Below are 12,492 nucleotides of genomic sequence, written 5' to 3' on the forward strand. Positions count from 1 at the left end.
GCACGGAAATGGTGATGCCTGGCGATAACGTATCGGTGACAGTAAACCTGATAGCACCGATTGCGATGGAAGACGGATTGCGATTTGCGATACGGGAAGGCGGGCGCACGGTTGGTGCCGGCGTCGTCGCAAAAATTATTGAGTAAGTTGTTGTAATAAAGAAACAGGATAGTAATTGTTTTTTTGTGATTTTAGCTTCAGATACATTTCAGTTAAAAGGCCAGTAGCTCAATTGGCAGAGCGTCGGTCTCCAAAACCGAAGGTTGGGGGTTCGATGCCCTCCTGGCCTGCCATATAACTGGATTGCGTTGATAATAATTAAGTGAATTGAGCTAGTAAGATAGCGGTTTTGATTGTGGTAATAAAATGAGCTAATTCGGCTTTGTAGTGCAATCGAATGTTTTTTCACAATCGCAAGGAATAAAAAGGATTCAATAGACGTGAATAAATTGAAGCTTGGACTTGTATTTATATTTGTTATTGCTGGTGTAGCAGGTTTCATTTATTTAAATGAGAGCGCCATGGTTGTGCGCATATTGTCTATTCTGGCAGGATTTTTGCTGGCTGCGGTCACTGCAAGATTTACAACCCAAGGTCAGGAATTTTATGTATTTTGCAGGGAATCTTCTGAAGAAGCGAAGAAAGTAGTTTGGCCTAGCCGCAAAGAAACACTGCAAACATCAGGTGTAGTGTTTGCTTTTGTCATTGCCATGGCGTTGTTTTTATGGCTGATTGATGCTGGGTTGATGTCACTTGTGAAAGTTATGATGAATCCGGATGCTTGATCACGTCTCTCAGAGGAAAGAATGGGTATGAAATGGTATGTAGTTCACGCTTATTCGGGTTATGAGAAAAGTGTACAGCGTGCATTGAAGGATCGCATTGAGCGAGCTGGCATGCAAGATAAATTTGGTCAAATTCTAGTACCGGTTGAAGAGGTGATAGAAATGAAAAGCGGCCAAAAAAATATCAGTGAGCGTAAGTTTTTTCCGGGTTATGTACTCGTAGAAATGGAGATGTCCGATGATTCGTGGCATCTGGTTAAAAATACCGAGAAAGTGACAGGCTTTGTCGGCGGTTCCGCTATGAAACCTACGCCAATAAGTCAGAAGGAAGTCGATAATATACTCCATCAAATTCAAGAGGGTGTTGAAAAACCAAAGCCAAAAATTCTATTTGAAATTGGTGAAGCAGTTCGCGTTAAGGAAGGGCCGTTTACAGATTTTCATGGCAACGTGGAAGATGTCAACTACGATAAAAGCAAACTCAGAGTCTCGGTTTCCATATTCGGACGCCCAACACCGGTTGAGTTGGATTTCAATCAAGTAGAGAAATCCTAGTAAGATAGATGTTATATTTTCAGAATTGAAAGTAAATTGAATTAAAGTTTTTTGGCTATTTTTTTATTGTTTATCACCGGGGAGAACGTATAGTCGTTCGATTGTACCCATCAGGAGGATGTAGTGGCAAAGAAGATTACTGGTTATATTAAGTTGCAGGTCCCTGCCGGGAAAGCGAATCCAAGCCCGCCTATTGGCCCGGCGCTAGGTCAGCGGCAGTTAAATATTATGGAGTTTTGTAAAGCGTTTAACGCGGCTACCCAGAAATTGGAGCCGGGTTTGCCTGTGCCCGTAATCATTACTGCGTATGCTGATAAAAGCTTTACGTTTGTAATGAAAACGACACCCGCATCGGTCTTAATTAAAAAGGCTGCAGGTGTTGGAAAAGGAAGCCCTAGACCTCATTTAGACAAAGTAGGGAAATTAAGCCGTAGTCAAGCCGAAGAGATTGCTAAAACAAAAATGCCGGATTTGACAGCGGCAGATTTGGATGCTGCTGTACGCACGATTGCTGGAAGTGCAAGAAGTATGGGCATAGAAGTGGAGGGTATATAACATGGCACGTTCATCGAAGCGCTACCAAGCTATTGCAGGTAAAGTGGATCGAAACAAGACGTATCAGATTGACGAAGCATTGGGACTCGTTAAAGAAGCTGCAACGGCAAAGTTTGATGAATCTATTGATATTGCAGTGAATTTAGGTATTGATGCGAAGAAATCCGATCAAGCTGTGCGCGGCTCGGTGGTATTGCCCGCAGGTACAGGAAAAACAGTGCGTGTTGCTGTGTTTGCGCAAGGCGATAAAGCAAAAGAAGCGCAAGAAGCGGGAGCAGATATTGTCGGTTTTGATGACTTGGCTGCTGATATTAAAGCCGGGAATATCAACTTTGATGTTGCTATCGCAAGTCCGGATGCGATGCGGGTTGTTGGCCAATTAGGTCAAATTCTGGGGCCGCGTAGTTTGATGCCAAATCCAAAGGTAGGTACCGTGACTGCGGATATCGCCGGTGCGGTTAAAAATGCGAAGGCTGGGCAAGTACAATTTAGAGCGGACAAAACCGGCATCATACACTGCACAATTGGCCGTGCGTCGTTTGGTGCGGATGCATTAAAACAAAATTTGAAGGCATTGATTGAGGCGCTGAATAAATCCAAACCGGCTTCGTCAAAAGGCATTTATCTGAGAAAAGTGTCCGTTTCAAGTACTATGGGCATTGGTATACGGGTAGATCAAACAAGCATAACGTAATAAAAGAACTTTGGGCCATCAAATACAATCTGTATTTGAGGATTATCAAAGACCGTTGGGGTGTGCTGAAAGTAAATGAAAGACTTTCTGGATTTAACTGGATGACACTTAAACACTCAACTATGCAGAAGAAAATGATTGGAATTTTTAGTTTTTTCTGCGATATCTTGAGAACCCAGCGTAGATGGTGAACCCAGACAGGAGTTTTGTTTTTCCTGGTTTAAGGTCACCAGTGTGTAGTGTTCGAGGATGGAGATTTATTCATGCATCGAATGCTATTTTTAACTGATGGAGAGTGAACCTTGAGTCTTAATCTTGATGAGAAAAAAGCAATAGTAGCCGAAGTGAGCGCTCAAGTAGCTAACGCTCAAGCGATTATTATTGCAGAGTATCGAGGGATGGAAGTTGGTCAAATGACGCAATTGAGAGCGAAAACTCGCGAGTCAGGAGTTTATTTTCATGTCATAAAAAATTCATTGGTTCGACGTGCTGTTGCAGATACGCCTTATGCAGGGTTAGCTCAGCATATGGTTGGTCCGCTTGCTTATGGAATCAGTACCGATCCGGTAGCAGCTGCGAAAGTGCTGCATGAGTTTTCTAGAGACAATGAAAAATTCGTAATCAAAGTTGGTGCGATCGGCGAACAAGTGATATCGCGCGATGAGATTACTGCACTCGCAGTGTTGCCAAGCCGTGATGAATTGCTGGCAAGATTGCTGGGAACAATGCAGGCGCCTATTGCCAAGTTTGTACAAACATTGAATGAAGTACCTGCTCGTTTTGTACGTGGCTTAGCCATGGTACGAGATAGCAAATAGCGTTCTTCAAGCTTCCTTAATACGTAAACAGAAAATAACCAGGAGAAAATAATGGCTGTAACTAAAGATGAGATATTAGAAGCAATTGCGAGCATGACCGTACTTGAATTGTCGCAATTGATCAAAGAGATGGAAGACAAATTTGGTGTATCTGCAGTTGCAACGGCTGCTGTTGCTGTTGCCGCACCGGGTGGCGGTGCTGCTCCTGCTGCTGCGGAGCAAACTGAGTTTACCGTTATTCTCTCATCTGCTGGCGAAAGCAAAGTAAATGTGATCAAAGTGGTAAGAGCGGTAACCGGACTCGGTTTGAAAGAAGCAAAAGACTTAGTTGATGGCGCACCGAAACCAGTTAAAGAAGGTGTTTCCAAGGAAGATGCTGCTGCAATCCAGAAACAACTGCTAGAAGCTGGCGCTACTTGCGAAGTTAAGTAATAAAAATTATAAATTTTCCAGGCTGGTAGGCTATTGCAGCCTCCAGCCTTTGATATTTTGACCATTTGATGTGTCATTTTGGGCATTTGAACAATTGATAGTTATCTGGCCTCAATCCTTCAATCCTCTGTCTTCTTCTCTCGGAGAAAATTCATGAGCTATTCGTTCACAGAGAAAAAACGTATCCGCAAGAGTTTTGCCAAACGTGCGAGCGTATTGCCTATACCGTTTCTTCTTGCTACTCAGCTCGAATCATATGCAGCTTTTTTACAGGAAAATGTCGCGCCTAATAAGCGCCAAAACCAGGGATTACAAGCTGCCTTTAATTCAATATTCCCAATCGAGAGTCATACTAAAAATGCGCGTCTTGATTTTATCAGCTATGAACTCGGAGCGCCGGTATTCGATGTCAAGGAGTGTCAGCAACGCGGACTAACCTATGCATCGCCATTACGTGCCAGAGTAAGACTGACGATTATGGATAAGGAAATATCCAAGCCGACTGTCAAGGAAGTGAAGGAACAAGAAGTCTATATGGGTGAAATACCTCTAATGACCGATACGGGTTCTTTTGTCATCAATGGCACTGAACGGGTGATTGTGTCACAACTGCATCGCTCACCTGGCGTGTTTTTCGAGCATGATCGCGGTAAAACCCATTCTTCAGGAAAATTATTATTTTCTGCAAGGATTATTCCTTATCGCGGATCGTGGCTGGATTTTGAATTTGATCCGAAGGATTGTCTGTTTTTCAGGATTGACCGCCGTCGCAAAATGCCGGTGACAACTCTGTTAAAAGCAATTGGTTGCACTTCCGAACAGATACTGCAAGAGTTTTTCATTTTTGATTGTTTCCATTTCTCAGACAAAGGTATTCAGTTTGAACTTGTGCCGGAACGCTTGCGTGGCGAGGTAGCGAGTTTTGATATTACGGCTAAAGGCAAAAAAGTCATCGTTCAAAAGGATAAGCGCATTACCGCTAAACACATACGCGAAATGCAGGAAGCCAAGATCGACCAATTGGACGTGCCGGAAGATTTCTTGCTGGGACGCATACTGGCGCAGAATATTGTTGATAAGGAAACAGGTGAAGTAGTCGCGCTTGCCAACGACGAGATTACCGAAGATACATTGGCTAAAATTCGTAAAGCCAACATCAAAAAAATTCATACACTGTATGTAAATGATCTTAACTACGGCGCTTATATCTCACAAACGCTGAGGATCGATGAAACGACCGATGAAATGAATGCGCAAGTTGCGATCTACCGCATGATGCGTCCCGGTGAGCCACCGACCGAGGAAGCTGTCAAGGCATTGTTCGCTGGTTTATTCTATTCGCCCGAACGCTATGATTTATCCGTTGTCGGTCGAATGAAATTTAATCGCAGAGTGAGCAGAACCGAGTTGACCGGTGCGCAGACACTATCGAATGAAGATATTATCGCGGTTATTAAAATTCTGGTCGAGCTGCGCAATGGCCGTGGCGAGATTGATGATATCGATCATCTTGGCAATCGCCGTGTACGTGCGGTCGGTGAATTGGCGGAAAATCAATTCCGGTCAGGATTGGTGCGTGTTGAACGTGCGGTGAAAGAGCGTTTAAGTCAGGCGGAATCAGAGAACCTGATGCCGCACGATTTGATTAATGCGAAACCGGTTTCAGCGGCGGCCCGTGAGTTCTTTGGCTCCAGCCAATTATCGCAGTTCATGGATCAAACCAATCCGCTATCTGAAATTACCCATAAACGTCGTATCTCGGCTTTGGGGCCAGGTGGATTAACGCGGGAAAGAGCGGGTTTTGAAGTACGTGACGTGCATCCGACGCATTATGGCCGGGTATGCCCGATTGAAACACCGGAAGGTCCGAATATCGGTCTGATCAATTCGCTGGCATTGTATGCGCGTACCAATGAGTATGGTTTTATCGAAACACCCTATAGCAAAGTGAAAGATTGCCGGGTGACGGAAGAAATAGATTACCTGTCTGCGATTGAAGAAGGCAACTATATGATTGCACAGGCAAATGCTGAGCTTGATGAAAATCATCAGCTGATTAGCGATATTGTTTCCTGTCGCTACAAAAACGAGTTTGCATTATCGTCGCCGGAACGGATTGAATACGTGGACGTGGCGCCGGCGCAAATTGTCTCTGTGGCCGCTTCGCTCATACCATTTTTAGAGCATGATGATGCGAACCGTGCGCTGATGGGATCGAACATGCAACGTCAAGCCGTTCCATGCTTGCGTGCTGAAAAGCCATTTGTCGGTACAGGTATTGAGCGCGTCGTGGCTGTGCATTCAGGAACTACTGTGCGAGCCAAGCGTGGCGGTATTGTAGATTATATCGATGCTAGCCGGATAGTTGTGCGGGTGCATGACGCAGAAACACGCATGGGCGAAGTGGGTGTGGATATTTATAATCTGATTAAATACACCCGTTCAAACCAAAACACCAATATTAATCAGAGACCTTTGGTTAAAGTTGGAGACAATATTAGCAAGGACGATGTTATCGCCGACGGCGCTTCTACCGATATGGGGGAACTCGCGCTTGGACAGAATATGCTGGTGGCATTTATGCCATGGAATGGCTATAACTTTGAAGACTCCATTCTGATATCCGAACGGATTGTTGCGGAAGATCGTTTTACCTCGATACACATTGAAGAACTTTCCGTTGTCAGCCGGGACACTAAGCTGGGTACGGAAGAGATAACGGCTGATATTCCCAATTTATCGGAACATCAACTGGGACGTCTTGATGAGTCGGGTATTGTTTATATCGGCGCAGAAGTTGAAGCCGGTGACGTATTGGTTGGGAAAGTTACGCCTAAAGGTGAAACACAGCTGACACCGGAAGAAAAATTATTGCGTGCCATATTCGGCGAAAAAGCATCGGATGTAAAAGATACGTCGCTGCGAGTACCGTCGGGCATATCTGGAACCGTCATCGACGTGCAAGTGTTTACGCGCGAAGGAATCGAACGTGACAAACGTGCGCAAAAAATTATCGATGATGAGCTTGACCGTTATAAAAAGGATCTGGCCGATCAGTTGCGTATCGTGGAAGAAGATGCATTTCAGCGTATCGAACGCTTGCTGATTGGTAAGATCGCAACTGGCGGTCCTCAAAAACTGGCCAAGGGTAAAGAGATTACGGCTGAATATTTGCATAGCTTTGATCCGCATTACTGGTTTGATATTCGCCTGGCCGATGAAGATGCGAGCATACAGCTGGAGCAGGTGCGCGAAAGTATGGCGCAAAAGCGCAAAGCATTTGATGCAGCATTCGATGAGAAAAAGAAAAAACTCACACAGGGAGATGAATTGGCGCCCGGTGTGCAAAAGATGGTTAAGATTTATATTGCGGTTAAACGGCGATTACAGCCAGGCGATAAAATGGCGGGACGGCATGGTAACAAGGGTGTGATCTCGAAAATCGTACCGTTGGAAGATATGCCCTATATGGCGGATGGAACGCCAGTCGATGTCGTATTGAATCCGCTGGGCGTGCCTTCCCGGATGAACGTGGGGCAGATTCTTGAAGTTCATTTGGGCTGGGCAGCAAAAGGGCTGGGTAGAAAAATCGACGAGATGCTGAAAGCTCAACAGAATGTGAGTGAGATTAGGGAATTTCTAAATAAGATTTATAACGGAAGCGGTAAAAAAGAAGATATTGCTTCGTTATCGGATAGTGAAATCTTATCGTTAGCCGAAAATTTGACCGAAGGAGTTCCGTTTGCAACGCCTGTATTTGACGGAGCAACCGAGCATGAAATTAAAGAAATGCTGGAACTAGCAGGTTTGCCGCAATCAGGCCAGATCACTTTATACGATGGGCGGACGGGAGAAGCTTTCGACCGGCCAGTCACGGTTGGCTATATGCATGTTCTGAAACTGCACCATTTAGTGGATGATAAGATGCATGCACGTTCAACCGGTCCTTATAGTTTGGTGACACAGCAACCGTTGGGCGGTAAGGCGCAATTTGGCGGACAACGCTTTGGTGAGATGGAGGTGTGGGCGCTGGAAGCATATGGCGCAGCTTATACCTTGCAGGAAATGTTGACCGTGAAATCCGATGACGTGACCGGGCGTACTAAAGTATATGAAAGTATTGTGAAGGGTGATCATAAGATTGATGCCGGCATGCCGGAATCATTTAATGTGCTGGTAAAAGAAATACGTTCATTGGGAATGGATATCGATTTAGAACAGTATTGATTTTTCAGAACCTTGAATGATCGAACGCGATTCTATTCTGCCATTCATACTTTAGATTTATACAATTTTTATTGCCCCCTGATTGACAGGAGTGACAAATGAAAGCACTGCTAGACTTATTTAAACAAGTTACTCATAAAGAAGAGTTCGATGCCATCAAAATTGGCCTTGCATCTCCTGAGAAAATACGCTCATGGTCGTATGGCGAAGTAAAAAAACCGGAAACGATTAATTACCGTACTTTCAAGCCGGAAAGAGACGGTTTGTTCTGCGCCAAAATTTTTGGCCCAGTGAAGGATTATGAGTGCTTGTGCGGCAAGTACAAGCGCCTGAAGCACCGTGGCGTTATTTGCGAAAAGTGCGGTGTTGAGGTTACTTTATCCAAGGTACGTCGCGAGCGGATGGGGCATATCGAACTTGCTTCCCCGGTTTCGCATATCTGGTTTCTCAAATCGCTACCGTCTCGTCTCGGCATGGTATTAGACATGACCTTACGCGATATCGAGCGGGTGCTTTATTTTGAAGCTTACGTGGTTACCGATCCGGGGATGACGCCACTAACGCGCTGCCAGCTGTTGACGGAAGATGATTATTTAATCAAAACAGAAGAATATGGCGATGATTTCAATGCCAGCATGGGCGCGGAAGGCATTCGTGATTTATTGGGTAATCTGGATATTACTGCGGAGATTGAAATCCTGCGGCGTGAGATGGAAAGCACGGGATCCGAGACAAAAATCAAGAAAATCTCTAAGCGCCTCAAACTGCTCGAAGCATTCAATAAGTCCGGTATTAAACCTCAGTGGATGATATTGACGGTACTGCCGGTATTGCCGCCGGACCTGCGTCCATTAGTACCGTTGGATGGCGGACGTTTTGCAACCTCTGATTTGAATGATCTGTACCGGCGTGTCATCAACCGTAATAACCGCTTGAAGCGACTGCTGGAACTGAAAGCACCGGAGATCATCGTTCGTAACGAAAAACGGATGCTGCAAGAAGCGGTTGATTCGTTACTTGATAATGGACGCCGCGGTAAGGCGATGACAGGTGCGAATAAACGCGCGCTCAAATCCTTGGCCGATATGATCAAGGGTAAAGGCGGGCGCTTCCGTCAGAACTTGCTGGGCAAACGTGTGGATTATTCTGGACGTTCAGTGATTGTGGTCGGACCCCAGCTTAAGCTGCATCAATGCGGACTGCCGAAGAAGATGGCACTCGAGCTGTTTAAACCATTTATTTTCAATAAACTGGAGATAATGGGGATTGCAAGCACTATAAAAGCTGCTAAGCGAGAGGTTGAAAATGAAAGCCCAGTAGTCTGGGATATATTGGAAGATGTCATTCGCGAGCACCCGGTCATGCTGAACCGGGCGCCAACGCTACATCGTCTGGGTATTCAAGCATTTGAACCGGTACTGATTGAAGGCAAAGCAATTCAATTGCATCCGCTGGTATGCGCAGCTTTTAACGCTGACTTTGACGGTGACCAAATGGCTGTCCATGTGCCGCTTTCGTTAGAAGCGCAAATGGAATGCCGCACGTTGATGATGTCAACTAATAATGTATTGTCACCTGCCAATGGCGAGCCGATTATCGTACCGTCGCAGGATATTGTGCTCGGACTTTACTATACAACGCGGGAAAAGGTTGGAGCACGGGGCGAAGGCATGTTGTTTCAGAATGTGGGCGAAGTTTCGCGCGCTTATGAAACCCGTAATGTCGAGTTGAATGCCAAGATTACAGTGCGAATCAAAGAGTATGAGACAAACGCCGATGGCGAGCGCAGTGAAAAGATTACTCGCTATGAGACAACTGTGGGAAGAACCTTGTTATTTGAGATTTTCCCTCCGGGCTTACCTTTTTCATTACTGAACAAAACACTCAAAAAGAAAGAGATCTCAAAGCTTATCAATGCCAGTTTTAGACGTTGCGGATTACGCGAGACGGTTATCTTTGCGGATAAACTGATGTACTCGGGCTTCACGTATGCGACACGCGCGGGAATATCAATTTGCGCGGATGATATGCTGATACCGACGCAGAAGGGCGATATTATTGCTGCTGCGGAAAAAGAAGTGAAAGAAATTGAAGGTCAATATACTTCAGGTCTAGTGACGCAAGGCGAACGCTATAACAAAGTAGTCGATATCTGGGGACGTGCGGGTGATCAGGTCGCCAAGGCGATGATGAATCAACTCGGCGTGGAAGCCGTGCAAGATCCCGCTACAGGTAAAGACAAATTGGGTGAAGATGGCAAGCCATTGGTGCAAGAATCCTTCAATTCGATCTATATGATGGCGGATTCCGGCGCGCGCGGCTCGGCCGCACAAATACGTCAGCTCTCGGGTATGCGCGGACTGATGGCGAAACCGGATGGATCGATCATTGAAACCCCGATTACCGCCAATTTCCGTGAAGGACTGAACGTATTGCAGTACTTCATTTCGACTCATGGCGCTCGTAAAGGTCTGGCGGATACCGCGTTAAAAACTGCAAACTCGGGTTATTTGACACGCCGTTTGGTTGATGTAACGCAAGATCTTGTAGTTACAGAAGAAGATTGCGGCACCGGTAATGGTGTGGTAATGAAGGCTCTAGTGGAAGGCGGCGAGATTATTGAAGCGCTCCGCGAGCGGATTCTTGGCAGAGTTGTGGCAAATGATTTAATTAATTCAGAAAATCAGGAGGTCGTGTTTGCCTCGGGCGCATTATTGGATGAGGATGCTGTTGATTTAATCGAATCCTTAGGCATTGATGAAGTTAAAGTACGCACGCCATTGACCTGTGAAACTCGCTACGGATTTTGCGCTAAATGTTATGGCCGGGATCTGGGACGTGGCACGCCGGTCAATGTGGGCGAAGCTGTGGGCGTCATCGCCGCACAATCGATTGGCGAACCAGGCACGCAATTGACAATGCGTACGTTCCATATCGGCGGTGCGGCGTCCAGAACAGCCGTTGTCAGTCAGGTTGAGAGTAAATCAAGCGGTGTAGTGCATTACTCTTCTACGATGCGATACGTAACGAATGCGCAAAATGAATTAATCGCCATCTCGCGTAGTGGTGAAATCATCATTCAAGATGAAAATGGCCGTGAGCGTGAAAGACACAAAGCATCGTATGGCGCGACATTGATGGTACGTAATGGTGAAGCGGTAAAAGCCGGTCAAATATTAACTACATGGGATCCGCATACACGGCCAATTATCACGGAATATACCGGTAAAGTACGGTTTGAGAATGTCGAAGAGGGTGTAACGGTTGCTAAACAGATTGATGAAGTGACCGGATTGTCGACATTGGTGGTCATTGATCCGAAACGCCGTGGTGTCTCGCAATCAAAAGGTTTGCGTCCATTGGTTAAATTCTTGGATGATGATGGTAATGAAATCAAGATGGTTGGCAGCAATCAGTCCGTGAGCATTACCTTTCAGATTGGTTGTATTATTACCGTGCGTGACGGGCAGCAGGTCAGTGTTGGCGAAGTGCTGGCAAGAATTCCTCAAGAAACATCGAAAACGCGGGATATTACCGGTGGTTTGCCGCGTGTGGCTGAGCTGTTTGAAGCGCGAGCACCAAAAGATGCCGGCATGTTAGCCGAAGTAACAGGCATCGTGTCGTTCGGGAAAGACACTAAAGGTAAACAGCGGCTTGTCATTACCGATCTGGAAGGCACCGTTCATGAATATCTAATTCCAAAAGATAAGCATGTTATGGCGCATGACGGGCAAGTTGTTAACAAAGGTGAAATTATCGTTGACGGTCCGGCAGATCCTCGTGACATATTACGTTTACAAGGTGTTGAAGCACTAGCACGTTACATTACCGATGAAGTTCAAGACGTATACCGGTTGCAAGGCGTTAGGATAAATGACAAGCATATTGAAGTCATTGTGCGTCAAATGTTAAGACGAGTACAAATTACTAATGCCGGTGATTCTACGTTCATACCCGGTGAACAAGTCGAGCGTGCCGATCTGTTGATTGAGAACGAGCGATTGATCGCTGAGAAAAAAATGCCTGCTACATATGAATTCCAGTTGCTTGGTATTACAAAAGCATCATTGTCTACTGACTCATTCATTTCAGCGGCATCTTTCCAAGAAACAACGCGCGTATTGACCGAAGCTGCCATCATGGGCAAAAAAGATGATTTGCGTGGCCTGAAGGAAAACGTGATCGTAGGAAGATTAGTTCCAGCAGGAACGGGATTGTCTTTCCACAGCAAACGCAAGAATCAAGGAAGAATATCCGAGTTAGGTTTGGAATCAAGCATTTCAATCGATAGCACGGTCTAGAAAATAGAAATTTAATAATCCATCATCTATGCCCCCTTGACAGTGCTGAGGTGACTAAGTAGTCTAGGGGAGTGTTTCTGCCTGAGGGTAGAGGGGTTGTATGGGCAGAGTGGACCGAAGGCGCT

At 45.7% G+C, this 12,492-nt stretch carries 9 protein-coding genes and 1 tRNA gene; all 10 read left to right on the plus strand.

Annotation, left to right across the window (positions count from 1 at the left end; genetic code table 11):
• Positions 1-146: EF-Tu C-terminal domain-related protein (locus tag ABD07_RS02870; RefSeq protein ID WP_476703646.1), on the plus strand; the 146-nt coding region annotated here is incomplete at its 5' end.
• Positions 147-217: 71 nt separating this feature from the next.
• Positions 218-293 (plus strand) — tRNA-Trp (locus tag ABD07_RS02875).
• Positions 294-440: 147 nt separating this feature from the next.
• Positions 441-785, plus strand: coding sequence for a preprotein translocase subunit SecE (gene secE, locus ABD07_RS02880; protein WP_108699738.1), 345 nt, complete (start codon positions 441-443; stop codon positions 783-785).
• A 21-nt stretch (positions 786-806) separates the two neighbouring features.
• The gene (nusG, locus tag ABD07_RS02885) at positions 807-1,340 is read left to right on the plus strand and encodes a transcription termination/antitermination protein NusG (protein ID WP_090322718.1); all 534 of its coding nucleotides are present in this window, start codon (positions 807-809) and stop codon (positions 1,338-1,340) included.
• Between the two features lie 123 nt (positions 1,341-1,463).
• Positions 1,464-1,895 (plus strand): 50S ribosomal protein L11, encoded by a 432-nt coding sequence (gene rplK, locus ABD07_RS02890; protein WP_108699737.1) that lies wholly within the window; start codon positions 1,464-1,466, stop codon positions 1,893-1,895.
• A gap of 1 nt (position 1,896) precedes the next feature.
• Positions 1,897-2,589 carry a 50S ribosomal protein L1 gene (rplA, locus tag ABD07_RS02895; RefSeq protein WP_108699736.1) on the plus strand — a complete coding sequence of 231 codons (693 nt, stop codon included), beginning with the start codon at positions 1,897-1,899 and terminating at the stop codon, positions 2,587-2,589.
• A 302-nt stretch (positions 2,590-2,891) separates the two neighbouring features.
• Positions 2,892-3,407: a 50S ribosomal protein L10 gene (gene rplJ, locus ABD07_RS02900; RefSeq protein ID WP_160817036.1), complete on the plus strand. Its 516-nt coding sequence runs from the start codon at positions 2,892-2,894 to the stop codon at positions 3,405-3,407.
• Between the two features lie 51 nt (positions 3,408-3,458).
• Entirely contained in the window at positions 3,459-3,839 is a 381-nt protein-coding gene (gene rplL, locus ABD07_RS02905) for a 50S ribosomal protein L7/L12 (protein WP_108699734.1), read from the plus strand.
• Positions 3,840-3,992: 153 nt separating this feature from the next.
• Positions 3,993-8,066 (plus strand): DNA-directed RNA polymerase subunit beta, encoded by a 4,074-nt coding sequence (gene rpoB, locus ABD07_RS02910; RefSeq protein ID WP_108699733.1) that lies wholly within the window; start codon positions 3,993-3,995, stop codon positions 8,064-8,066.
• A 98-nt stretch (positions 8,067-8,164) separates the two neighbouring features.
• Positions 8,165-12,367 carry a DNA-directed RNA polymerase subunit beta' gene (rpoC, locus tag ABD07_RS02915; RefSeq protein ID WP_160817037.1) on the plus strand — a complete coding sequence of 1,401 codons (4,203 nt, stop codon included), beginning with the start codon at positions 8,165-8,167 and terminating at the stop codon, positions 12,365-12,367.
• The last annotated feature ends 125 nt before the right edge of the window (positions 12,368-12,492 follow it).

The sequence above is a fragment of the Nitrosomonas oligotropha genome, assembly GCF_009833085.1.
Taxonomy (GTDB): Bacteria; Pseudomonadota; Gammaproteobacteria; order Burkholderiales; family Nitrosomonadaceae; genus Nitrosomonas; species Nitrosomonas oligotropha.

Coding starts and splice junctions, on each gene's coding strand:
- rpoC (WP_160817037.1), top strand. CDS start 8,165: ATGAAAGCACTGCTAGACTTATTTAAACAAGTTACTCATAAAGAAGAG.
- nusG (WP_090322718.1), top strand. CDS start 807: ATGGGTATGAAATGGTATGTAGTTCACGCTTATTCGGGTTATGAGAAA.
- rplA (WP_108699736.1), top strand. CDS start 1,897: ATGGCACGTTCATCGAAGCGCTACCAAGCTATTGCAGGTAAAGTGGAT.
- rpoB (WP_108699733.1), top strand. CDS start 3,993: ATGAGCTATTCGTTCACAGAGAAAAAACGTATCCGCAAGAGTTTTGCC.
- rplL (WP_108699734.1), top strand. CDS start 3,459: ATGGCTGTAACTAAAGATGAGATATTAGAAGCAATTGCGAGCATGACC.